We start from the raw sequence: 23,054 nt of genomic DNA, 5'->3' as shown, positions 1-23,054 counted from the left end.
GGGAGCGGCCGGGCGGGCTGTGATGGCAGCGGGGGCACGAGCGCCGTGCTCCTCCAGCCGTCGGTTCTAAGGAGCCCGCCCATGCGCCGCACCGCCCGTGCCGCCCTTGTCGCAGCCTCCCTGGCCGGTGCCGTGGTGGGCACCGCGCCGGCCGCGTCCGCGGATCCCGCCGTGCAGGTCAGTCCGGTCACCGTCCAGCCGGGCGGCACCGTCACCGTGTCCGTGACCTGCGCCTCGAACAGCGGGACGGTCCCCGCCACCATGGCGGCCGCGTCGTCGGCCTTCGAGGGGAGAAGCGTCCAGCTGACCCGGGTCCCGGACACCGGCGGACAGACGTCCAGGACCGCCTATCGCGGCACCGCGCGGATCACCGCCATGCCGGGCACCGGGCAGGACCGCGCGGGCGCCGTCAGCGGTACGTGTCCGGCGGCGGTCGGCGCGACAGGTGCGCCCTGGCGCGCGACGTTCACGGTGCCGCGTGAGGCGGGGGATGGGGGTCGCGGGGCCGTCCGGGGCGACGACGAGAGGACGGGTCCGGATCTCGGGGCCGGCGAGGGTGGCCTCGCTGGTGACGGTGGTGGTGGACATGGCGAGGTCGGCGGTGGCTCCGGGACCGGTGGGCTGGGCGAGACCGGTCGTGAGGAACTGGGCGTGGGTGGCGTGACCGGTCGTGAGCAACTGGGCGTGGGTGGCGTGACCGGTCGTGAGGAACTGGGCGGGGGCGGCGTGGCCGGTCGTGAGGGACTGGGCGTGGGCGGCGTGGCCGGTCGTGAGGAACTGGGCGGGGGCGGCGTGACCGGTCGTGAGGAACTGGGCGGGGGCGGCGACACCGGGAACCTGGGCATCGGTGGCGGGGGTGCCGGAGGTGACCTCCAAGGCGGGGGCACCGGCGGTATCGGCGGCGACACCGAAAGCCACGGGAGCGGCGGCATCGGTGGTGACGGCGGCGTCGGCGGCATCGGTGGTGACGGGGGCATCGGTAGTTACGGGGGCATCGGTGGTGACGGCGGCGACAACCACACCTGTGCCGGCGCCAATACCTGTAGCCCCGACGGGGGGCGGCTCGGCGTGGAGGCCGGTGAGGGGGGCTCCTTCAACGGGTCCGTTCCCACGCTGGTGGCAGGCGGTGCGCTGATCGCGGGCGCGTTCGCGGCCGCCGCCCACCGGCTGTGGCGGCGCAGGCCGGACACGGACGGCTGAACCCCGGACGCCGTACGGCACGTGGCGCGGGCCCCGGGGACACGACACGGCATCACGGACTGCGTGGAGGCGGACATGCGGCGGACGGACCCCGAAGGCCACGGCCCCGTCCGTTACGGGCCGTCCCTGCCCGGCGACGGACTGCCCGTCCTGCCCGAACTCGCCGACGTGCTCACCGCGGCCGCGTACCGGACCGCGGCACAGCCGATCGGCGGTGGTCCCGGCGTACTCGACGCGGCCTGCGGCTACTGGTCCCGCCGCGGACTGCCCACCGAGGCCTCCCACGTGGCCGCCGGCCCCGGTGCCCCGTCCCTGCTGCTCGCGCTGACCGCGGCGCTCGGCGGCGACGTCCTGGTGCCCCGGCCCTGTGCCGCATGGTGGGCGCCGTACGCACGGCTGCTGGGCAGGCCGGTGTTCCATGTGCCGACGCCCGCCGAGAGCGGCGGCGTCCCGGACCCGTACGCGCTCCTGGAGACCGTGCGCCGGGTCCGTGCCGAGGGCGGCGACCCGCGGCTGCTGGTGCTCTCCGTCGCCGACGACCCGACCGCCACGGTCGCCCCGCCCGAGGCGCTGCACGAGACCGTCGAGGCCGCCCAGGGCGAGGGTCTGCACCTGGTCAGCGACGAGACCTGGCGCGACACCCTGCACGCCCCGCACGACACGGTGCTGCTCAGCCCCGCCGAGATGCTGTCCGACCGGGTCACCGTCGTCACCGATCTGGCCGGTGCGCTGTTGCCGCCCGGCTGGCCCGCCGCCGTCGCGCGCTTCCCCCAGGGAGCGGAGGGGGAGGGGCTCCACGCTCGCGTGCTCGACGTGCTCACCGCGATGGGGGCGACGGTCGCGGGCCCGGTCGCGGCCGCCGCCGGCTACGCGCTCGACGAACCCAGGCCGGTCACCGTACGCCGCGACAGCGCCGTACGCCTGCACGCACGCGTTGCCGCCGCCGTGCACGCCGCCGTCGTGGCCGCGGGCGCGCTGTCCCGGCCGCCGCAGGCCGGCCGCCATCTCTACGTCGACCTCGATGAGCTGCGCTCCGCGCTGGGCGCGCACGGCGTCGGCGACGCACAGGAGTTGGAGGACTTCCTCACCGCCCGGCTCGGGATGCCCGCGCCTGGTGGCCACCGCTTCGGCGACGACCTGGGGGCGCTGCGCGTGCGGCTGTCCACGGGGCCGCTGCTGGGCGGCACGGACGAGGAACGCACGGAATGCCTCACGTCACCCTCACCGTTGGAACTGCCACATGTGCAACGCGCGTTGATCTCCTTGAGGTCGGTCCTCGACGATCTCCGCGACGACGCTCAGCGATGGGAGCCTCCTCGATGACGCAGCAGACGCCGCAGTCCGGGTCAGCCATCACGTCCACGACGACGACGTCCACGACCACCACCCCCGTCACGCCGATCACGCCGATCACGCCGACCACGACGCTCGAAAGAGCCGCCGTGCCCGCGGCTCCGACCCCCTTCGCACCCCCGTTCCCGCCCCTCGCCGAACCCCGTCCGCTGGGCGAAGTCCGGTCCTGGCCAAGGACGTTCCACGACCGGCTCACCGCCCCCCTGCCCGGCCTCAAGGCCCTGGCCCGGTTCGCCCGCGAGGGCTCCGTAAGGCCGGGACAGGAGGGCCTCAAGGACATCCCGTGGCTCCCCTTCGAACCCGGCCCGCTGCCCCGCGTCGACGCCCGCACGGTCGCCGTCGGCTGGGCGGGGCACGCCAGTTGGGTCGTGCGGATCGGCGGGCTCACCGTCCTGACCGACCCGGTCTGGTCCCGCCGCATCCTCGGCACCCCGGCCCGTATCACCCCCGTCGGCGTCGCCTGGGGCGCCCTGCCGCGTGTCGACGCGGTCGTCATCAGCCACAACCACTACGACCACCTGGACGCCCCGACCCTGCGCCGACTCCCGCGCGACACCCCGGTGTTCGTGCCCGCCGGGCTCGGCCGCTGGTTCCGGCGCCGCCGGTTCACCACCGTCACCGAGCTGGACTGGTGGGAGGCGTCCGAACTGTCCGGTGTCCGCTTCGACTTCGTGCCCGCGCACCACTGGTCCAAGCGCACTCTCCGGGACACCTGCCACAGCCTGTGGGGCGGCTGGGTGCTCACGGCGCCGGACGGTCGGCGCGTCTACTTCGCGGGCGACACGGGATATGGCCACTGGTTCTCCCGTATCGGCCGCCGCTACCCCGGAATCGACCTGGCCCTGCTCCCCATCGGCGCGTACGACCCGCGCTGGTGGCTCTCCGACGTGCACTGCGACCCGGAGGAGGCGGTCCGGGCCCACCACGACCTGGGCGCCCGCCGCATGGCCCCCATGCACTGGGGCACGTTCGTCCTCTCGGCCGAGCCCGTCCTCGAACCGCTCACCCGGGTCAGGGCGGCGTGGGAGAAGGCGGGCCTGAACCGCGATGACCTGTGGGACCTGCCGGTGGGGGGTTCCAGGGTGCTGGACTGAGGATCAGGACGTTTCTACCGGATCACCTCTACGTACACTGACGGCCATGGCATGCCGCATCAGTGAACTGGTCCTCGACTGCGCCGACCCCGAGCGGCTCGCCGCCTTCTGGAGCGAAGTCCTCGGCTACGTCGAGCTCGGCCGGGAGGACGACGGAAGCATCCAGATCGGGCCGCCCGACACCGGCTTCGGTGGCCCGCAGCCCACCCTCGTCCTCAGCCCCAGCAACGACCCGCGGACCGGGAAGCTCCCACTGCACATCGACGTCAACGCCACCGACCGCGACCAGGACGCCGAGCTGGAGCGGCTGCTCGCTCTGGGCGCCAGGCCCGCCGACGTCGGCCAGACCGGCACCGAGAGCTGGCACGTACTGGCCGACCCGGAAGGCAACGAATTCTGCCTCCTGCACACCCGGCTCCAGCCCATCTGACCACATGTGACGGGTGGAGGTGCGCCGTTGCGCCGGCTCGCGGTGCAGGCCTAAGAGTCATCACGTAATGCTGTGATGTCCGTCCGGTCTGTGTACGGAGCGGGCGCGCCTGGGTGGCGTGTGGTCCGTGCGGCCGGCTGTTCCGACGTGGGCCTTGTGCCGCTCGTTCGCGGGTGGGGTCTCTTAGGCTTGCGCCGTCCTGCGTATCCTCCGCCACACACCGGGCGTCGCGCTGATGAGCACCGTCAGCGCGACCGCCGCCACCACGCCCTCCCACGGCTCGCTGAACAGGGAGCCGCCCAGGATGCCGATCACCTGGTACGTCACCGCCCAGGCCAGGCACGCCGGGAGGTTGCCGCGGGTGAAGCGGCGAAGCGGCCAGTCGGCCATCAGACAGGCCAGCATCACCGGTATACGGCCCGCCGGAACCAGCCGGGACAGCACCAGCACCGTCACCCCGTGCTCGGCGAGCTGGTCCTGGGCCTGGGCGAGCCGTTCCTCCGGAGCCCGCGCCCGTATCGCCTCCAGCCAGCGTGAGCCGTTCCTCGAGCCCATCCCGCGCCGCCCCAGCCAGTACAGCGCCGCGTCACCGAGGAACGCGGCCAGCGACGCCGTCACGAACACGAGCCCCAGCGCGAACGGCGCCGTCTGGTGGAACGCCACCACCGCCGCCGAACTCACCAGCGCCCCGGTCGGCACCACCGGCACCAACGCGCCGATCAGCACCAGCAGGAACAGCGACGGATAGCCGATCGCCTGCTGGGTCGACTCCGGCGGCACGGCCGTCGAGGCCGCGGCGAACCAGCTCACCGCGCGACCTCCAGGCGCACACCCTCGCCGTGTCCGAGTTTGTGCACCGCCACCTGGGGCGCGTACTCGGCGGCCTGCCGCACGAACTCGTCGCCCGGCGCATGGAATTCATGGGGGCGCACGGCGTCCATGCCGATCGGCCAGTACGTGCCGTAGTGCACCGGCACCGCACTGCGGGGCGCGAGCCGGGCCAGCGCCTGCGCCGCCCGGCGCGCGTCCAGGTGTTCCTCGCCGAGGTACGGCCCCCACCCGCCGACCGGGAGCAGCGCCACGTCCACCGGCCCGACCTCGGCGGGCATGGAGTCGAACAGCCCGGTGTCCCCGGCGAAGTAGGTCTTGGCCTCGCCCTCGACGACGTACCCGAGCGCGGGGGCGCGGTGCGGGCCGACCGGCAGCCGCCGTCCGTCGTGCCGCGCGGGCACGGCCCGTACGACGAGGTCCCCGACCGTGGCGGTGTCGCCCGGCGCCATCTCCGTGATCCGCAGCTGACCGAGCCGGCGCAACCCGGGCACCGCCCGTGGTGCGCCCCGGGGTACGAGCAGGCGCGTGCCCGGGGCGAGCCGGGCCAGCGAGGGAACGTGCAGGTGGTCGGCGTGCAGATGCGAGACGAGCACGACGTCCGCGCGGGCGGCGTCCGGCGGGGGAGTCCCGCCGCGGCGGCGGCGGAGATGCGCGAGCCGGCGGGCGAACAGGGGATCGGTGAGCACGCGTACGTCCGAGTCCGCCACCGTGCAGGTGGCGTGACCCCACCACGTGATCTCCACCGGCACCTTCTTTGCCCCCTTCGCGCGACTCCCCCGAAGCCTACGGGCAGGAGTAGGGTCGGCGGCGAAACCCGGAGGTGAGGGGGACGCCATGGGACCGGTCCGCGTCACGGCGATCGCGAGTCTGACGCCGCTCGAGGAGCTGGAAGCGGATCCCTTCCTCGTGGACTCGCGCAGTCAGCACGCGATGTGCGCCCGCTGGGCCGTCGAGCGCGGCTACGTCGTCGTGCGCGAGCTGCTCGTCCGGGGGCTGCGTGCGGACCACTGCGTGCTGTGGGACGGGGTGCGGCCCGGGACGGACGTGTTCGTGGCGCCCAGTCGCCGGGTTCTGGAGAGCGCGCTGTCGTCCGTGGACGAGTTCACCGCGGAGTGCGCGCGGCGCGGGGTGCGGGTCGAGACGGTCGGCCACGCGGAACCGCTGTACGACGCCCAGATGAAGGCCCGGGTACACCGCCGCCTGTCGATGCCGACGGCGGGGTACGACGGGCGGTAGCCGCTGCCGCGGGCTCGGCGGGGGTCTGTGCCGGCCGCGTCGCCGGGTGCTCGCCGTGTGCGGGCCGGGCCCGTGTCGTCTGTCACGGCCGGTTCGGCACCGCTGGGCTCCGCCGCCGTGGTGGCCCGCCGCCGCGGCGGTTTCAGGGGGCGGTGCGATGCCCGGCGTGCGGCGGTCGTGCTCGGACGGACCGCCGGTGGCGGACTCCCCGAAATCCGGGCAACGCCCTGTGACAAGGTGGAGCCCAGGTCCCCGTCGGCGTGGGGACGGGATGTGAGGTGGTCGGGGCGTGCTTGGCGGGCGGTGGCGGCGGGTCGCGCGGCAGGTCGGGCGGAGTGTGACCGTGTGGGCGGGCTCGACCGTCACCATGCTCGTGCTCGCCGGGATCCTGCCCGACTTCCAGCTCCAGTCCGCCCACGGCGACAGCGCCACCCGCATCGCCATCACCGCCGCGCTCGGCGCCGGCGCCTTCGGTGTGCTCTCGGCCGTCGTCTGGCCGCTTCTCGTACGGCTGCTGCTGCTCGTGCCCGCCCTGGTGCTCGGCCTGCTCGTGTTCTTCCTCAACGGCTCGCTGCTGCTGGTCGCCCTGCGCATCAACCCGTCCGGCCAGAGCGAGGTCGCCCCCGAGACCGCCGTCATGGTCGCTGCCGTGATGTCCGCCGTCGCCTCCGCCACCGGCGGTGCCCTCGCCGTGCGCGACGACGACGCCTACCGCCGCCGTCTCTACCGGCTCGCCGACCGCCGCCGCGGAGCCCACCCGCCGTGCCCGTCCGCCCCCGGCACCGTCGTCGTCCAGCTCGACGGCGTCGGCCACGACGTAATCACCGACGCCGTCCGCAAGGGACTCATGCCGACCGTCGGCCGCTGGCTGGCCGCCGGCGACGGCCGGCGCCCCACCCACCGGCTCACCCCCTGGCGCACCGACTGGTCCAGCCAGACCGGCGCCAGCCAGCTCGGCATCCTGCACGGCAGCACCTTCGACGTGCCCGCGTTCCGTTGGTACGAGAAGGAGCACCGCGAGGTGATGGTCTGCAACCGCCCGACCAGCGCCGCCGAACTCCAGCGCCGTGCCGTCGAGCGCACCGGCGACGGCGGACTGCTCACGGTGGACGGTGCCAGTCGCGGCAACCTGTTCAGCGGCGGCGCCGACGAACAGGCCCTCGTCCTGTCCATCGCCGCCCGCCGCCGGGGCCGTGAGAACCGCTCCCGCGCGGGCTACTTCGCCTACTTCTCCGACCCCGCCAACGCCGTCCGCACCGCCTTGTCCTTCTGCGCCGAGGTCGGCCGCGAGATCGCCCAGTCCACCCGGGCCCGCGCCCGCAAGCAGCGCCCGCGTGTCGGCCGCGGCGGTCTCTACCCGTTCGTGCGCGCCTTCGCCACCGTCGTCGAGCGGGACGTCGTCGTCGCGGCCGTGATGGGCGACCTGCTCGCGGGGCGCACCGCCGTCTACGCCGACCTGGTCGCCTACGACGAGGTCGCCCACCACTCCGGGCCGCGCAGCCGCGACACCGAGAAGGTGCTCCAGCGCCTCGACCGGTCGCTCGCCCTGATCGAGAAGGTCGCCGAGCACGCCCCGCGGCCGTACCGGATCGTGGTCCTCTCCGACCACGGCCAGAGCCCCGGTGAGACCTTCCGCGCCCGCTACGGCCTCACCCTCGGCCAGCTCGTCCGCGCCGGCTGCGGACTGCCCGTACCGAGAAAGGCCGAGCGCACCCACAGCGGCACGGAGGCGCGGGCGGCCGTACGGGCGGCGCTGCGCAGGCCGGTCGAGGAACGCGGCGAGCACCACCGCCCCTCCCGCCGCCGCTCGGAGCCGATCGTGCTGGCCTCGGGCAACCTCGGCCTGATCTCCTTCCCGGATGTGCCGCACCGTATGACCAAGGAGGAGATCGACGCCCGGCACCCCGCGCTGCTCCCCACCCTCGCCAACCACCCCGGCATCGGGTTCCTGCTGGTGCGCAGCGAGGAGCACGGCGGGGTGGTCCTCGGGGCGTACGGTGCGGAGATCCCGCTGGACCGGCTCGACGAACAGCCCGGCCCGCTGACCGTGTTCGGGCCCGGCGCCGCCGACGCCGTCCGTCGCACGCACGCCTTCCCGCACACCGCCGACATCATGGTCAACTCCTGGTACGAACCGGCCGAGGGCGAAGTCCTCGCCTTCGAGGAGCAGATCGGCTCGCACGGCGGCCTCGGCGGCGCCCAGGCCCGCCCCTTCCTGCTGTCGCCCCTCGAGCTGCCCGCGCCGGCCGGCGACGGGGAGGAACTGGCCGGCGCCGAGCACGTGCACCGCGTCCTGCGCCGCTGGCTGAGCGAGTCGAACGGGCCCCAGGTGCCGCTCGCGGAGGCGGAACAGGACCGCCGGGCCGCCTGAAATTCGGCTGCGCCCACACGTCCGTACGCCCACACTGGTGCGCGTCGTACGTCTCTCGAACATTCCCGAGGAGCCTTTGCATTGCAGGCTGCCGTCACCGTCACTCCCGTCCGCATCCCCGAACTCCTGCTCGGTCTGGCCACCGTGCGGCCCGTGTTCCTCTGGGGCGCCCCCGGCATCGGAAAATCGTCCCTGGTCAGGGAGTTCGCCGAGTCGTTGGGGCTGGAGTGCGTGAGCCTCCTTGGTACTCAGCTCGCGCCCGAGGATCTCATCGGTGTCCCGCAGATCCGGGACGGACGGTCGGTGTTCTGCCCGCCGGAGGCGATCGCCCGGGACGAGCCGTACTGCCTGTTCCTGGACGAGCTGAACGCGGCCACCCCGGATGTGCAGAAGGCGTTCTACTCGCTGATCCTGGACCGCCGTATCGGCACCTACGAGCTGCCCAAGGGGTCCATCGTGATCGGCGCGGGCAACCGGGCCACCGACAACGCGCTGGCCCGCCCCATCGCCTCCGCCCTCGTCAACCGCCTCGCCCACGTCCACCTGGAGGCCTCCGCCAAGGACTGGCTCGTCTGGGCCGCGAACAACGCCATCCATCCGTGGATCCTGGACCACCTCACCGACCGCCCCGACCACCTGTGGTCCAAGCCGCCGAAGACCGAGGAGCCGTTCTCCACGCCCCGCTCCTGGCACATGCTCTCCGACGCCCTGCACTCCTTCGGGCAGGACCTCGACGAGGAGACCCTGAAGGTCCTCGCGCACGGCACGCTGACGCCCGCGCACGCGACCGCGTTCTGCGGCTACGTCAAGATCGTGCGCAGCCGGTACGGCATCGAGGCCGTCATCAAGGGCGACGCCCGCTGGCCGCACCGGCTCGAGGACCGCGACCTGCTCTACTACCTCGCCGAGTCGTTCCGCGGCCGGCTCGTCAAGGAGCTGCCCGCGAGCAAGGACCACCTCTCGGCGAGCGGGCGGCAGACCGCGTACCGCGCCAAGTCGCTGCTCGTGCAGCTCGCCGAGATATCGGTGGAGGTCGCGCAGAGCGTCATCGCCCCGGACACCGACGGCAACCCCGTCCTGCCCGCCTGGTTCCTGGTCGAGGCGGCCCGGGACATGCCCCGGCTCGTGGAGGCGCGCCGGTGACCCGTGCGCGTGGCCGCGAGAAGCCGGAGCAGGACCCGGCGGCGGAGGCGTTCGCCGAAGGCATGCGGCTGGTGCGGGCCAACCGGGCGCTCGCGGCCATCGGGTTCAGCACCTGCCGCCAGGACGACTGCGCGTCCGCGCCCCGGGCCGGTCTCGTCCGCGTCGACTCCGACGGTGTGCTGCACGTCCACCCCGCCCGCCGGGCCGAACCCGCCGAGTGGGCCTGGGCCGTCGCGCACGGCGTCATCCACCTGGGCTTCGGTCACGTCCCGGCGGCGACCGGCCGGCGCACCCAGCCGGACCGGTACGACCTCGCCGCCCGCTGCGCCGTGGTCAACCGCTTCCTGCTCGGCTTCCCCGTCGGCCGCACCCCGGACGAGCTGCCGCCGTCGTACCCGGACGGCGACGAGGAACAGCTCGCCGCCCGCTGGCGCCGGAGCGGCATCCCGGCCGCGTACGAACGCTGCGGTACGGCGGGCGGCGAGCCGGACCAGCTGCTGGTGCCGTGGGACACCTGGAAGGGCGGCACGGCACCCGACTGGCAACTGGCGTTCGCGCATGCCCTGACCCGTACGGTGGCCACGGCGATGGACGTGGCCGGCGGCCGCCGTGCCTCGATGCGCGGCGGCCCCACCCGGCTGCAGCCCTGGGAGCGGGCGCTGAGCTGGTTCGTCTCCTCCTACCCGCTGCTCGGCGGTATCGCGGCCGGCATCACGGTGGTCGCCGACGCCGAACTCGCCCGCGCCCACGACATCTCCGTCGCCGCGGTGAACGCCGAGGCGGCCGAGATCTATGTCAACCCGTTGCGCGAGTTCGACGACGAGGAATGGCGGTTCGTCCTCGCCCACGAGATGCTGCACGCTGCCCTGCGCCACGGCGACCGCCGCGGCACCCGCGACCCCTACCTCTTCAACGTCGCCTGCGACTACGTCATCAACGGCTGGCTGTGCGGGATGCAGGTCGGGTCGATGCCCGAAGGGCTGCTGCACGACCCGGAGTTGGCCGGCCTGTCCGCCGAGGAGGTCTACGACCGTATCGCGGGCGACCTGCGCCGGATGCGGCGCCTGGCGACCCTGCGCGGCAAAGGGCTCGGCGACATGCTCGGCGCTCCGCTGGGGCCGCCCGGCGACTACGTCGACCTGGACGAGTTCTACCGCCGCGGCCTGTGCCGGGGCCTGGACCTGCACCAGGCGCAGGAGCGCGGCTTCCTGCCGGGCGGCCTGGTCGAGGAGATCCGCGCCCTCAGCCATCCGCCGCTGCCGTGGGACGCTCGACTGGCCCGCTGGTTCGACGAATTCGTGCCCCGCCCCGAGGCGGTACGGTCGTACGCCCGCCCCTCGCGCCGCCAGTCCTCCACCCCCGGCATCCCGCGCGCGGGCCGATACTTCCCGCCCGAGGAGATCGCCCGCTGCACCTTCGGCGTGGTTCTCGACACCTCCGGCTCCATGGACCGCGTCCTGCTCGGCAAGGCGCTGGGCGCGATCGCCTCGTACGCCGAGGCCCGTGACGTACCGGCCGCCCGGGTCGTCTTCTGCGACGCGGCACCGCACGACGCCGGCTATCTGCCGGCCACGGAGATCGCCGGGCGGGTGCGGGTGCACGGGCGCGGCGGCACGGTCCTGCAGCCCGGCATCGACCTGCTGCACCGGGCGGACGACTTTCCGCCGGGCGCGCCGGTGCTGGTCATCACCGACGGCTGGTGCGACGTGCTGCGGGTGCGGCGCGAGCACGCCTATCTGCTTCCGCCGGGTGCTCGTCTGCCGTTCACCCCGCGTGGCCCGGTCTTCAGGGTGCAGTGAGTCCGAATGTGATCGGATGGGGGTACGGAATCCGGAAACCGGACCACAGTGAAAGGAACAGCCGTGGCAACCACGCGCACCGCACACACCGTCTGGGAAGGCAACCTGCTCGAGGGCAACGGCGTCGTCACCTTCGACTCCTCCGGTATCGGCCCGCAGCCGGTGTCGTGGCCGTCGCGCGCCGAGCAGGCGAACGGCAAGACCAGCCCCGAGGAGCTGATCGCCGCCGCCCACTCCAGCTGCTTCTCCATGGCCCTGTCGCACGGCCTGGCCGGCGCCGGCACCCCGCCCACCAAGCTCGTCACCTCGGCCGACGTCACGTTCCAGCCGGGTGAGGGCATCACCGGCATCCACCTGACGGTCGAGGGCACCGTCCCCGGCCTCGACAACGACGCGTTCGTCGTCGCCGCCGAGGACGCCAAGAAGAACTGCCCGGTCAGCCAGGCTCTGGCCGGCACGACCATCACCCTGTCGGCGAAGCTCGCCTGACATCCCCGCGCCCCGGATGCCGCGTCCCGCCGGGGCGCGGCATCGTCGTTTCCACCCCTGAACGGGGTACTCGGCATTGACAACAGCGCACTCAAGTTTTGTGCTGGAGTCGAGGAAACGCCCTCGCGGAAGGGGACGGAGATGGCACGTGCGGTCGGGATCGATCTCGGGACGACGAACTCGGTGGTGGCCGTCCTGGAAGGCGGTGAGCCCACCGTCGTCGCCAATGCCGAGGGAGCGAGGACCACACCGTCGGTCGTGGCCTTCGCCAAGAACGGCGAGGTGCTGGTCGGCGAGGTCGCCAAGCGGCAGGCCGTGACCAACGTGGAGCGCACCGCGCGCTCGGTGAAGCGGCACATGGGCGACGGGGCGTGGCGCTTCCCGGACAGCGGCTCGGTCGACGGCACCCGCTACCGGGCGCAGGAACTGTCGGCGCGGGTGCTGCAGAAGCTGAAGCGGGACGCGGAGGCCTATCTGGGCGAGGACGTCACCGACGCGGTGATCACCGTCCCCGCGTACTTCGACGACTCCCAGCGGCAGGCCACCAAGGAGGCCGGGGAGATCGCCGGCCTGAAGGTGCTCAGGATCATCAACGAACCGACGGCCGCGGCGCTCGCCTACGGCCTCGACCGCGGCGAGGAGCAGACCGTCCTGGTCTTCGACCTCGGCGGCGGCACCTTCGACGTCTCCCTGCTGGAGATCGGCGACGGCGTCATCGAGGTCAAGGCGACCAACGGCGACACGCATCTCGGCGGCGACGACTGGGACCAGCGGATCGTCGAGCACCTGGTCAAGAAGTTCAAGGGGCAGTACGGCATCGACCTCGCGGGCGACAAGATGGCGGTGCAGCGGCTGCGGGAGGGCGCCGAGAAGGCGAAGATCGAGCTGTCGTCCTCGTCCGAGACGTCCATCAACCTGCCCTACATCACCGCCTCCGCCGAGGGCCCACTGCACCTCGAGGAGAAGCTGACCCGCGCCCAGTTCCAGGAGCTGACCGCCGACCTCCTCGACCGGTGCAAGACCCCCTTCCACCAGGCGGTCAAGGACGCGAACGTGCAGCTGTCCGCCGTCGACCACGTGATCCTGGTCGGCGGCTCCACCCGGATGCCCGCGGTCACCGACCTGGTCAAGGAGCTGACCGGAAAGGACCCGCACAAGGGCGTCAACCCCGACGAGGTGGTCGCGGTCGGCGCGGCGCTGCAGGCGGGCGTGATCCGGGGCGATGTGAAGGACGTCCTCCTCCTCGACGTCACCCCGCTGTCCCTGGGCATCGAGACCAAGGGCGGCATCATGACCAAGCTGATCGAGCGCAACACGACGATCCCGACCCGCCGTTCGGAGATCTTCACCACCGCCACCGACAACCAGCCCTCGGTCGGCATCCAGGTCTACCAGGGCGAACGCGAGATCGCCGCGTACAACAAGAAGCTCGGCGTCTTCGACCTGACCGGGCTGCCCCCCGCCCCGCGGGGCGTGCCGCAGATCGAGGTGGCGTTCGACATCGACGCCAACGGAATCATGCACGTCTCGGCCAAGGACCTGGCCACGGGCCGCGAGCAGAAGATGACGGTGACGGGCGGATCGGCGCTCCCGAAGGACGACATCGACCGCATGATGCGGGAGGCCGAGCAGTACGCGGAGGAGGACCGCAACCGCCGCGAGGCGGCGGAGACCCGCAACCAGGCCGAGCAACTCGTCTACCAGACCGAGAAGTTCATCGGCGACAACAGCGACCGGATCCCCGCGGACACGAAGTCGGAGGTGGAGTCGGCGATCACGGACCTGAAGCAACTCCTCGACCAGAACGCGGAAACGTCCGCCCTGCGCACGGGAGTCGAGAAACTCGCCACGGTCAGCCAGAAGATGGGCCAGGCGATGTACGCCAGTGCCGGCCAGGAGTCCTCGACGCAGCAGAGCACCGAGCACGCCTCCCCCGAGGAGGAAGGCGTGGTCGACGCGGAGATCGTGGACGACGAACGCGACACACGCGGCGGCGCGGCCTAAGAGTCATCACGTAATGCTGTGATGTCCGTCCGGTCTCTGTACGGAGCGGGCGCGCCTGGGTGGCGTGTTGTCCGTGTGGCCGGCTGTTCCGACGTGGGCCTTGTGCCGCGCGTTCGCGGGTGGGGTCTCATTCGGGGGTTGTCCGGTACCGGTCGGTGTGTTTTGTCGAGCAGAGGCCCGCGGCGGCCGGAAGATTCCGGCCTGTGGGCTGCCGCGTGGGTGCGGCCCCGTGCGGGGGCGGGCACCGCGCTGCGGTTGACTCGACAGGGCCTCTTGCAGCCCTGGTTCGAAGAGGATCTGTGTGTGGCGCGCCTGGACGATGTCCAGGCGCGCCGTGCTGGGGTCATCCGGATCGGTGAGTCTCTGCCGGGCAAGGGACCGCCGCGTGGTCGCTGTGGGAGAGGCGTGGCCGGGCAACCGCAACGATGTCGTCGTCTTCCGGGAAACTCTGGAAGCTACCTTGCCCGACCATCCCCGCCTGTCCGGCGACGGCGGCTACCGTGGCGTCGACCGCGTCCGAACGCCATGCCGCGGCCCCGACGGTCGCATCATCAAAGACCGCAACTACCGCCGGTTCCGAAAAAGCCGGGCCGTCGCCGAGCACACCATCGCCCGACTCAAAGACCACCAGGTCCTGCGTCCATGCCGACGCCGCGGCCACGCGATCAACCACGCCGTAGCCGGGGTCGCCGCACTCGACAACCTCAAGCTCGACGTCCGGTAAACGGAGCAGCCCCCGTGGTGAGGTGCGTCTCCGCCTGCATTACGTGATGGCTCTTAGGATCCCGCCCGCTCCCAGCCCCGCCGCTCCGGGCGCGGGCCCAGTTGCCGGGGGTCCCGTGTCCGGTAGACCACGTACGGGCGGAACAGGTACTGCAAAGGCGCGCTGAACATATGGACCAGGCGGCTGTACGGGACGAAGGCGATCAGGAGCATGCCGATCACCGCGTGGATCTGGTAGAGGACCGGCACGTTCGTCATCAGGTCCGTCCTCGGGCTGAGCGTGAACAGGCTGCGTGCCCAAGGCGCGATCGTCGCACGGTAGTTGTAGCCGTCGTCGGAGACGTGCGTCAGCTTGGCGGTCATGCCCAGGACGATCGCGGCGACGAGGACGACGTACATGACCTTGTCGTTGACGGTGGTCGCGCGGAGGACCGGCGCGCGGGTGCGGCGCCGGTAGATGAGCAGGGCGATCCCGCACACCGTGAGGACGCCCGCGAACGTGCCGCCGTACAGGGAGAAGAGGTGGTAGGTGTGTTCGCCGATACCCGTCGCGTTCGTCCAGGATTCCGGGACGAACAGCCCGATCAGGTGTCCGGCCAGCACGAACAGGATGCCGTAGTGGAACACGGGTGAGGCGATGTTCAGGAGTTTCGACTCGTAGATCTGGGACGAGCGGGACGTCCAGCCGAACTTGTCGTAGCGGTGGCGCCAGATCAGACCGGCGACGAGGAGGGCGAAGGCGATGTAGGGCAGGGCGCCCCACAGCAGTGTGGTCATGGACGCCTCCCGGAGGGTGGTGCGGGCGGCAGCGTCGCGCAGACCGCGTCCAGGACGGACGCGTACGGCGTGCCGAAGTCGGTGAGCCGGGAGCGCAGTTGCTCCAGGGCTTCGTGGTGCTCGGTGAGCGGGTCCGTGTTGCCGGTCCGGGCCGTGAACTCCAGGACCGCGGGCAGGAAGTCGGGCAGTTCCTCGCCGCTGAACTCCAGTCCGTGCGCCCGGTAGAGGTCCTTGAAGCGGACCAGCGACATCCCGCGCCGCCGGGTGTCGCCGTCGCGCCACCAGCTCAGATACAGGCTGTGCCGGTTCTTGAAGTCGAAGACCTGGACGTAGTGCGCCGCCAGGTCACCGAGCGGGGTCACCGCAGCGTGGTCGGTGAACTCCCGCAGCTGCGGGGCGGCTTCGCGCAGCAGAGGGAGCCGGGCGACGAAGTCCTCGTCCGGGTACGTCAGACAGAGCGCCGCCGCCTGGTAGAACACCGCGTCCGCGGGCATCAGGCCTCCCGGCCGTCGTCGGAGGTCTGCCGTCGGCGCAGGGCGTGGAAGCTCTCCAGCGTCACCAGCGGCAGCCTTCTGTGCCCGGAGTCCCGGCCGAACGGCCCGTCGCGTCCCTCGCCGCCCATGCCGGGCCCGCCCTCGTAGTCGAGGCTGCATCCCTCGGGCAGTGCCGACTCCTCGAGCCGGCGCGCGTCGCCGACGGCGGCGGTCGGAATGACGTACCGCTCCTCGTACTTGGCGATCGCCAGCAGCCGGTACATCGCCTCGACCCCGTCCGGCTCCATGCCGACGGCCGCGGCGACCCCGCGGTCCGGCTCCTCGCCGAGGTTGAGCGCCCGCATGTGGGAGCGCATCGCGGCGAGCCGCTCCAGCGCCGCCCGCACCGGCCCGGTGTCGCCCGCCGTGAACAGCTCCGCCAGGTACTCCAGCGGAATGCGCAGCGTGTCGATCGCGCCGAACAGGTTCGCCGCGTCCTCGCCGTCGTGCCCGGTCTCCGCAAGCGCGTCCACCACCGGCGACAGCGGCGGGATGTACCAGACCATCGGCATCGTGCGGTACTCCGGATGCAGCGGCAGCGCCACCCGATACGTGCTGATCAGCGCACGGACGGGGGAGCGGCGTGCCGCCTCCAGCCAGTCGTACGGGATCCCCGCCTCCTCGCAGGCCCGCCGCACCTCCGGGTCCTCCGGGTCGAGGAACACCCCCAACTGGGCCTCGTACAGCTGCTTTTCGTCGTGGACGGAGGCGGCAGCGGTCACCTTGTCGGCGTCGTAGAGGACCACCCCGAGATAGCGCAGCCGGCCCACGCACGTCTCCGAGCACACCGTCGGCAGGCCGACCTCGATACGCGGGTAGCACAGGGTGCACTTCTCGGCCTTGCCGGTGCGGTGGTTGAAGTACACCTTCTTGTACGGGCATCCGGTCACGCACATCCGCCAGCCCCGGCAGCGGTCCTGGTCGACCAGGACGATGCCGTCCTCCGCCCGCTTGTACATCGCGCCGGACGGACAGGACGCCACGCAGGACGGGTTGAGACAGTGCTCGCAGATGCGCGGCAGATAGAACATGAACGTCTGCTCGTACTCGAACTTCACCTTGTCCGAGGCCTGCCTGCGCGTCCGCTCCACCATCGGGTCCAGGTCCCCGTACGCCGGGGCGCCCGCCAGGTCGTCGTCCCAGTTCGCCGACCACTCGATCTTCATCGGCTTGCCGTCGAGCTGCGAGACCGGCCGGGCCACCGGGTAGTCGTCGCCGAGCGGTGCGTCGGTGAGGTTCTTGTAGTCGTACGTCCAGGGCTCGTAGTAGTCCTTGATCTCCGGGAGTTTCGGGTTCGAGAAGATCCCGGCGAGCTTGTGCAGGCGTCCGCCCGCCCTGAGCTTGAGGGCGCCGCGCCGGTTCAGCTGCCAGCCGCCGCGCCACGTCTCCTGGTCCTCGTAGCGGCGCGGATAACCCTGCCCCGGGCGGGTCTCCACGTTGTTGAACCAGACGTACTCCATGCCCCGCCTGTTGGTCCACGCCTGTTTGCAGGTGACCGAGCAGGTGTGGCAGCCGATGCACTTGTCGAGGTTCATGACCATCGCGATCTGGGCCATCGGGCGCATCAGTACTCGACCTCCTGGGCGCGGCGCCGGATCACCGTCACCTCGTCGCGCTGGTTCCCCGTCGGGCCCAGGTAGTTGAACGCCCAGGACAACTGGGCGTAGCCGCCGATGAGGTGGGACGGCTTGAGGACGAGACGGGTGAGCGAGTTGTGGATGCCGCCGCGTCGGCCGGTGGTCTCGGCCTTGGGGACGTTCACCGTGCGCTCCTGCGCGTGGTGCATGTAGACCGTGCCGGGCGGCATCCGGTGCGAGACGACCGCGCGGGCCACCACCACGCCGTTGCGGTTCACGGCCTCGATCCAGTCGTCGTCCGCGACACCGATCGCGTCCGCGTCCTCGGGGGACATCCAGATGTTCTGGCCGCCGCGGGAGAGGGCCAGCATGAACAGGTTGTCCTGGTACTCGGAGTGGATGGACCACTTGTTGTGCGGGGTGAGGTAACGGACCGTCACCTCCTGCTGCCCGTCCGGGCCGAGCCGGGGTTCGCCGAACAGGCGGTTCATGTCGAGCGGCGGCCGGTACACCGGGAGCGCCTCGCCCAGTTCGTGGATCCAGTCGTGGTCGAGGAAGAAGTGCTGGCGCCCGGTGAGCGTGTGCCAGGGCTTGAGATGCTCGGTGTTCAGTGTGAACGCCGTGTAGCGGCGCCCGCCGGACTCGCTGCCGGACCATTCCGGCGAGGTGATCACCGGTACGGGTGCCGCCTGGGTGTCGGCGTAGGTGATCCGCTTGCCCTCGTGCTCGGCGGCGAGGTGTGCCATCTCCTGGCCGGTGCGCTGTTCCAGGGTGTGGAAACCCTGGGTGGCGAGGCGGCCGTTGGTGGTGCCGGACAGGCTCAGGATGGTGTCGCACGCCTTCACCGCCGTGTCCAGGGACGGGCGGCCCTCGTAACCGACGCCGTTCGACTGCCGCAGCTGCTGGACCTCTTCGTCCGGCCGCAGTGCGATCCCCTTGGCGGGCAGGCCCAGTTCCTCAACCAGCGGGCCGAGGGCGGCGAACTTGGCGCCGATCGCGGTGTAGTCCCGCTCGACCACTGTCAGGTTCGGCATGGTCCGGCCGGGCTCGGGATCGCACTCGCCGCGCCGCCAGTCCAGCGCGACCCCGCCCGGCTGGGCGATCTCTCCCGGGGTGTCGTGCTGGAGCGGCGAGGCGACCAGGTCCCTGCGCACGCCCAGATGACCGGCGGCCAGCTCGCTCAGTTTCTCGGCGAGCGCCTTGAACGCGTCGAAGTCGGTCCGGGCCTGCCACGGCGGATCCACGGCGGGGGAGAAGGAGTGCACGTAGGGATGCATGTCGGTGGACGACAGGTCGTGCTTCTCGTACCAGGTCGCCGCGGGCAGCACGACGTCCGACAGCAGCGTGGAGGAGGTCTGCCGGAAGTCGAGGGACAGCAGCAGGTCGAGCTTGCCCTCGGGGGCCTCGGCCCGCCAGGTCACGTCGCGCGGCCGCTCGTCCGGCGCCGCCTCCTCGGCCCGCAGCGAGGACTGCGTGCCCAGCAGATGCTTGGTGAAGTACTCGGTGCCCTTCGCCGACGAGCCGAGGAGATTGGCCCGCCACAGCGTCACGATCCGCGGCCAGTTCTCCGGCGCGTCCGGGTCCTCGCAGGCGAACTTCAGTGTGGCCGTGCGCAGTTCGGCCACCGCCTTGGCCACCGGGTCGCCGAAGACCTCGCCCAGCTCCAGCGGATTGCGGTCGAAGGTCGGGTACGACGGCATCCAGCCCGCCCGCGCCGACAGGGCGAGGCAGTCCGCACCGGTCATCCCCGCGAACCGGCCCTCACCCAGCGGCGAGGCGAGCACGTCGGCGCCGAACCGGTCGTAGCGCCACTGGTCGGTGTTGAGGAACCAGTACGCGGTGCCGATCATCTGCCGGGGCGGCCGTGACCAGTCGGAGGCGGCGGCCAGCGTCGCCCAGCCGGTGACCGGGCGGCACTTCTCCTGGCCGACGTAGTGCGCCCAGCCGCCGCCGTTGCGGCCCTGGCAGCCCGTCAGCTGGAGCAGTGCGAGGAAGGCACGGTAGATCGTCTCGGAGTGGAACCAGTGGTTGGTGCCCGCGCCCATCAGGATCATGCAGCGGCCCTGCGACCGCTCGGCGGTGCGCGCGAACTCCCGGGCGATCTTCACGCACTTGGCCGCGGGGACGGATGTGTGCACCTCCTGCCAGGCGGGGGTGCCCGGGGTGCGGGCGTCGTCGTACGAGGCCGGCCATGCGCCCGGCAGGCCGTGCCGGAGCACGCCGTACTGTGCGAGCAGCAGATCGAACACGGTCGTCACGAGCGGGCCCTCGGGGCCGCCGAGCCGGGTGGCCGGCACCCCGCGCCGCAGCACCTCCCCGCGCCCCTGCCCGTGCTGACCGCCCTCGGTGTCGAAGCGCGGCAGCAGCACCTCCACACCGGCCGCGACCTCACTGCCGTAGAGGCTCAACCGTGGTCGCACATCGCCGAGTTCGAGGTTCCATTTCCCCTTGCCCGACTCGGTCCAGCGGAAGCCCAGCGAGCCGTTCGGCACGACCGCGCGGCCGGTCACGTCGTCCAGCACGACTGTCTTCCACTGAGCGCCCTCGCTCTTCTGCCCGAGGTCGGCGGCGCGCAGGAACTTCCCCGGTACGTACGCTCCGTCCCGCCCGGTCAGCGTCACCAGGAACGGCAGGTCGGTGAACCGCCGTACGTAGTCCGCGAAGAACGGCGTCTCGCGGTCGACGAAGAACTCCTTCAGGACCACGTGCCCCATCGCCAGCGCGAGCGCCCCGTCCGTGCCGGGGTGCGGGTGCAGCCACTCGTCGGCGAACTTGGTGTTGTCCGCGTAGTCCGGGGACACCACCACGACCTTCTGACCGCGGTAGCGCGCCTCGGCCATCCAGTGCGCGTCCGGGGTCCGGGTCACCGGGACGTTGGAGCCCCACATCATCAGGTAGGCGGCGTCCCACCAGTCGCCCGACTCCGGTACGTCCGTCTGGTCGCCGAAGACCTGCGGCGAGGCCACCGGAAGGTCGGCGTACCAGTCGTAGAAGGACAGCATCGGGGCGCCGATCAGCGAGTGGAAGCGGGCCCCGGCCGCGTGCGACACCATCGACATCGCGGGAATCGGGGAGAAGCCGGCGATGCGGTCCGGGCCGTACGTCTTGATGGTGTGGACGTGTGCCGCGGCGACGATCTCCACCGCCTCGTCCCACGTGGCCCGCACCAGTCCGCCCTTGCCGCGGGCTCGCTGGTAGCGCCGGCGCCGCTCGGGATCGTCCTGGAGGTCCGCCCAGGCCAGCACCGGATCGGACAGCCGCTGCTTCGCCTCCCGGTACATCTCCAGCAGGACACCGCGGACGTACGGGTAGCGCACCCGGGTGGGGGAGTAGGTGTACCAGGAGAAGGCGGCGCCGCGCGGGCAGCCGCGGGGCTCGTACTCGGGGCGGTCCGGACCCACCGAGGGGTAGTCCGTCTCCTGGGTCTCCCAGGTGATGATCCCGTCCTTGACGTACACCTTCCAGCGGCACGAACCGGTGCAGTTCACGCCGTGGGTGGAGCGCACCACCTTGTCGTGGCTCCAGCGGTCCCGGTAGAAGACGTCACCCTCCCGGCCTCCGGTCAGCCGCACACTGTGCAGGTCGGGGGAGGGCGTGCCGGGCCGGAAGAACCTCCCGGCGCTCAGCAGCGCCGCGCCCGGCTCCCTCGGCGGTGTCCGTGTCTCGGTCACGTGCGCTCCCTAGCTCACCCCTCGGTTAGAACCTAGGGGCGGGCGCGGGAGCGCACCCGTTCAGGCCAGCCGTACGGGTCAGACCTTGCGGGCGACGGCCCCGTAGACCGGCACGACGCCCTCCGTCTGCGCCGCAACGTCCGCCGGCTCCGGACGCCAGCCGGACACGGCGATCGCGCCCGGACCCAGCAGTTCCAGACCGTCGAAGAAGCGCGAGAAGTCGGCCAGCGAGCGCGGGTGGAACGGGGTGCCGCTGCGCCGGAACTGCTCGGCCGCCTGCGCCACGCCCTCGGGGGCGAGATCGGCGGTGACCTGGGAGAGCACCAGATGGCTGCCCGGGGCGAGCGCGTCGACGTACCGCGCGATCAGGCCGTACACGTCGTCGCCGTCGGCGGCGTCGTCCAGATAGTGCGTGAGCGCGACCAGCGACAGCGAGACCGGCTGCGAGAAGTCCAGGGTCTCGCCGGCCAGCCGCAGGATCGTGCCGGGGTCGCGGACGTCGGCGTGGACGTAGTCGGTGCTGCCCTCGGCGGAACCGTGCAGCAGCGCCTGCGCGTGCCTCAGGACGATCGGGTCGTTGTCCACGTACACGACCCTCGACTCCGGGGCGACGCCCTGGGCCACCTGGTGCAGATTGGGCTCGGTGGGGATGCCCGTGCCGATGTCGAGGAACTGCCGGATCCCGGCCTGTGCGGCGGTGCGGGTCGCCCGCTGCATGAACCGGCGGTTGGCCCGCGCGCCGCGCACCACGGTGCCGTCGGCGGCGAGGATCTTGCGGGCCAGTTCCTCGTCCACCGGGTAGTTGTCCTTGCCGCCCAGCCACCAGTCGTAGACCCGTGCCGGATGCGGCCGACTGGTGTCGATGCGGATGGACGCGGCTTCGGATCCGGTCATGCGGGGTGCTCTCCTAGGAGTTCGGGGCCGTACGGGCAGAGTCGGGACGGTGTCTCAGAGGTTCTCGCGGTACACCCGAAGGATCTTCCTGGTCCGCTGCGCGGATGCGGCCTGCGCCGTCATGTGGTCGAGGACCTCAAGGTGCGTGGAGACCTCCTTGCGGGAGTCCAGGTAGAGGGCACCGGTCAGATACTCGGTGAAGACCATGTCGGGCAGCTCGGGCTCGGCGAACCGGAACAGCGTGAAGGGCGCGTACGTCCCCGGGTGCGGGCCGTCCGCGAACTCCGCGATCTGGAGCGTGATCCGGTCCCGCTCGGCGTACTCGAGGAGCTTGTCCAACTGGTCGCGCATGACTTCGGCACGGCCGCTCACCGGGCGGAGCAGCGCCGTCTCGTCCGTGATCACCCACAGGTGGGGCGGGTCGTCCCGCTCCAGGAGCCGCTGGCGCTCCATCCGCAGGGAGACGTGGCGCTCGACCAGGGCCGGGTCCATCTGCCCTATCGTCCCGGCCTCCATCACGGCACGCGCGTACGGTTCGGTCTGCAACAAGCCCGGCAGGAAGTGCGGTTCGTAGGAGCGGATGATCCGGGCGGCGCCCTCCAGGCTCACGTACAGGCTGAACCAGTCGGGCAGCACGTCGTGGAACCGCTGCCACCAGCCCGGCTGGTTGGCCTCCTCCGCGAGCCGGACGAACGCTTCGGCCTCCTCGTCGGGCACGCCGTACGTCGTCAACAGCACCTGGACATAAGGGATCTTCAGGGCGACCTCGGCCATCTCCATCCGCCGTACGGTCGCCGACGCCACCCGCAGCACCCGGGCCGCCTCGTCGCGCCCCAGGCCGGCGGCCTCGCGCAGCTCCTGCAGCCGCTTCCCGAGCACCACTTGGCCCACGGTGGGCGCAGCCCGCCGCTCACTCACGCCACGCCTCC

19 protein-coding genes are annotated in these 23,054 nt (G+C 71.9%); 11 read left to right on the top strand and 8 right to left on the bottom strand.

The features are described from left to right. Positions 1–81: 81 nt before the first annotated feature. The 4 genes from IEZ19_RS52640 (at position 82) to IEZ19_RS24845 (ending at position 4,077) form a co-directional block, all read left to right on the top strand. Complete coding sequence (locus IEZ19_RS52640) at positions 82–1,200, top strand: DUF4148 domain-containing protein (RefSeq protein ID WP_189313503.1); 1,119 nt, start codon at positions 82–84, stop codon at positions 1,198–1,200. A 75-nt stretch (positions 1,201–1,275) separates the two neighbouring features. Then, positions 1,276–2,523 carry an aminotransferase class I/II-fold pyridoxal phosphate-dependent enzyme gene (locus tag IEZ19_RS24855; RefSeq protein WP_189313502.1) on the top strand — a complete coding sequence of 416 codons (1,248 nt, stop codon included), beginning with the start codon at positions 1,276–1,278 and terminating at the stop codon, positions 2,521–2,523. Beyond that, entirely contained in the window at positions 2,520–3,647 is a 1,128-nt protein-coding gene (locus IEZ19_RS24850; RefSeq protein WP_189313501.1) for an MBL fold metallo-hydrolase, read from the top strand. Before IEZ19_RS24855 ends, IEZ19_RS24850 begins: the two co-directional genes overlap by 4 nt. Positions 3,648–3,693: 46 nt before the next feature. Beyond that, the gene (locus IEZ19_RS24845) at positions 3,694–4,077 is read left to right on the top strand and encodes a VOC family protein (protein ID WP_189313500.1); all 384 of its coding nucleotides are present in this window, start codon (positions 3,694–3,696) and stop codon (positions 4,075–4,077) included. 183 nt (positions 4,078–4,260) lie between these two features. Here the strand turns inward: IEZ19_RS24845 and IEZ19_RS24840 are convergent, their stop codons facing one another. Both IEZ19_RS24840 and IEZ19_RS24835 read right to left on the bottom strand, forming a co-directional pair. Continuing rightward, on the bottom strand, positions 4,261–4,887 hold the full coding sequence (locus IEZ19_RS24840; RefSeq protein ID WP_189313499.1) for a DedA family protein: 627 nt from the start codon (positions 4,885–4,887) through the stop codon (positions 4,261–4,263). Beyond that, a complete protein-coding gene (locus IEZ19_RS24835) occupies positions 4,884–5,657 on the bottom strand; it encodes an MBL fold metallo-hydrolase (RefSeq protein ID WP_189313498.1) in 774 nt (257 codons plus the stop codon). Before IEZ19_RS24835 ends, IEZ19_RS24840 begins: the two co-directional genes overlap by 4 nt. Positions 5,658–5,742: 85 nt before the next feature. Between IEZ19_RS24835 and IEZ19_RS24830 the strand changes: the two genes are divergently transcribed. The 7 genes from IEZ19_RS24830 (at position 5,743) to IEZ19_RS24800 (ending at position 14,674) form a co-directional block, all read left to right on the top strand. Further along, positions 5,743–6,144 (top strand): hypothetical protein, encoded by a 402-nt coding sequence (locus IEZ19_RS24830; RefSeq protein ID WP_189313497.1) that lies wholly within the window; start codon positions 5,743–5,745, stop codon positions 6,142–6,144. Between the two features lie 343 nt (positions 6,145–6,487). Continuing rightward, positions 6,488–8,515 (top strand): phage holin family protein, encoded by a 2,028-nt coding sequence (locus IEZ19_RS24825; protein ID WP_229840712.1) that lies wholly within the window; start codon positions 6,488–6,490, stop codon positions 8,513–8,515. 81 nt (positions 8,516–8,596) lie between these two features. After that, the gene (locus IEZ19_RS24820) at positions 8,597–9,658 is read left to right on the top strand and encodes an ATP-binding protein (protein ID WP_189313495.1); all 1,062 of its coding nucleotides are present in this window, start codon (positions 8,597–8,599) and stop codon (positions 9,656–9,658) included. Positions 9,659–9,720: 62 nt separating this feature from the next. Further along, a complete protein-coding gene (locus tag IEZ19_RS24815; RefSeq protein ID WP_373297043.1) occupies positions 9,721–11,457 on the top strand; it encodes a vWA domain-containing protein in 1,737 nt (578 codons plus the stop codon). A 63-nt stretch (positions 11,458–11,520) separates the two neighbouring features. Further along, positions 11,521–11,946: an OsmC family protein gene (locus IEZ19_RS24810; RefSeq protein WP_189313493.1), complete on the top strand. Its 426-nt coding sequence runs from the start codon at positions 11,521–11,523 to the stop codon at positions 11,944–11,946. Between the two features lie 141 nt (positions 11,947–12,087). Next, positions 12,088–13,950 (top strand): molecular chaperone DnaK, encoded by a 1,863-nt coding sequence (gene dnaK / locus IEZ19_RS24805; protein WP_189313492.1) that lies wholly within the window; start codon positions 12,088–12,090, stop codon positions 13,948–13,950. A gap of 319 nt (positions 13,951–14,269) precedes the next feature. Further along, on the top strand, positions 14,270–14,674 hold the full coding sequence (locus IEZ19_RS24800) for a transposase (RefSeq protein ID WP_268248666.1): 405 nt from the start codon (positions 14,270–14,272) through the stop codon (positions 14,672–14,674). 53 nt (positions 14,675–14,727) lie between these two features. Here the strand turns inward: IEZ19_RS24800 and narI are convergent, their stop codons facing one another. The 6 genes from narI to IEZ19_RS24770 form a co-directional block, all read right to left on the bottom strand. Next, on the bottom strand, positions 14,728–15,450 hold the full coding sequence (gene narI, locus IEZ19_RS24795) for a respiratory nitrate reductase subunit gamma (protein WP_189313491.1): 723 nt from the start codon (positions 15,448–15,450) through the stop codon (positions 14,728–14,730). Then, the gene (gene narJ / locus IEZ19_RS24790; protein ID WP_189313490.1) at positions 15,447–15,944 is read right to left on the bottom strand and encodes a nitrate reductase molybdenum cofactor assembly chaperone; all 498 of its coding nucleotides are present in this window, start codon (positions 15,942–15,944) and stop codon (positions 15,447–15,449) included. The genes narI and narJ overlap by 4 nt, the downstream gene beginning before the upstream one ends. Then, a complete protein-coding gene (narH, locus tag IEZ19_RS24785) occupies positions 15,944–17,548 on the bottom strand; it encodes a nitrate reductase subunit beta (RefSeq protein WP_189313489.1) in 1,605 nt (534 codons plus the stop codon). The genes narJ and narH overlap by 1 nt, the downstream gene beginning before the upstream one ends. Then, a complete protein-coding gene (locus tag IEZ19_RS24780) occupies positions 17,548–21,231 on the bottom strand; it encodes a nitrate reductase subunit alpha (protein ID WP_189313488.1) in 3,684 nt (1,227 codons plus the stop codon). Before IEZ19_RS24780 ends, narH begins: the two co-directional genes overlap by 1 nt. A gap of 78 nt (positions 21,232–21,309) precedes the next feature. After that, positions 21,310–22,125 carry an SAM-dependent methyltransferase gene (locus tag IEZ19_RS24775; protein WP_189313487.1) on the bottom strand — a complete coding sequence of 272 codons (816 nt, stop codon included), beginning with the start codon at positions 22,123–22,125 and terminating at the stop codon, positions 21,310–21,312. 54 nt (positions 22,126–22,179) lie between these two features. Then, positions 22,180–23,043 carry a Sco1979 family transcriptional regulator gene (locus tag IEZ19_RS24770; protein ID WP_189313486.1) on the bottom strand — a complete coding sequence of 288 codons (864 nt, stop codon included), beginning with the start codon at positions 23,041–23,043 and terminating at the stop codon, positions 22,180–22,182. Between the last annotated feature and the right edge of the window lie 11 nt (positions 23,044–23,054).

It is taken from the genome of Streptomyces brasiliensis (assembly GCF_014647875.1).
Classification (GTDB): Bacteria; Actinomycetota; Actinomycetes; order Streptomycetales; family Streptomycetaceae; genus Streptomyces; species Streptomyces brasiliensis.
This window is presented reverse-complemented; position numbering and strand designations above follow the sequence as displayed.

Bases quoted from the DNA above. Each gene is read 5' to 3' on its own strand.
- IEZ19_RS52640 (WP_189313503.1), top strand. From the start codon at position 82: ATGCGCCGCACCGCCCGTGCCGCCCTTGTCGCAGCCTCCCTGGCCGGT.
- narH (WP_189313489.1), bottom strand. From the start codon at position 17,548: ATGCGCCCGATGGCCCAGATCGCGATGGTCATGAACCTCGACAAGTGC.
- IEZ19_RS24800 (WP_268248666.1), top strand. From the start codon at position 14,270: ATGTCCAGGCGCGCCGTGCTGGGGTCATCCGGATCGGTGAGTCTCTGC.
- narJ (WP_189313490.1), bottom strand. From the start codon at position 15,944: ATGCCCGCGGACGCGGTGTTCTACCAGGCGGCGGCGCTCTGTCTGACG.
- IEZ19_RS24855 (WP_189313502.1), top strand. From the start codon at position 1,276: ATGCGGCGGACGGACCCCGAAGGCCACGGCCCCGTCCGTTACGGGCCG.
- narI (WP_189313491.1), bottom strand. From the start codon at position 15,450: ATGACCACACTGCTGTGGGGCGCCCTGCCCTACATCGCCTTCGCCCTC.
- IEZ19_RS24830 (WP_189313497.1), top strand. From the start codon at position 5,743: ATGGGACCGGTCCGCGTCACGGCGATCGCGAGTCTGACGCCGCTCGAG.
- IEZ19_RS24815 (WP_373297043.1), top strand. From the start codon at position 9,721: ATGCGGCTGGTGCGGGCCAACCGGGCGCTCGCGGCCATCGGGTTCAGC.
- IEZ19_RS24775 (WP_189313487.1), bottom strand. From the start codon at position 22,125: ATGACCGGATCCGAAGCCGCGTCCATCCGCATCGACACCAGTCGGCCG.
- IEZ19_RS24850 (WP_189313501.1), top strand. From the start codon at position 2,520: ATGACGCAGCAGACGCCGCAGTCCGGGTCAGCCATCACGTCCACGACG.
- IEZ19_RS24845 (WP_189313500.1), top strand. From the start codon at position 3,694: ATGGCATGCCGCATCAGTGAACTGGTCCTCGACTGCGCCGACCCCGAG.
- dnaK (WP_189313492.1), top strand. From the start codon at position 12,088: ATGGCACGTGCGGTCGGGATCGATCTCGGGACGACGAACTCGGTGGTG.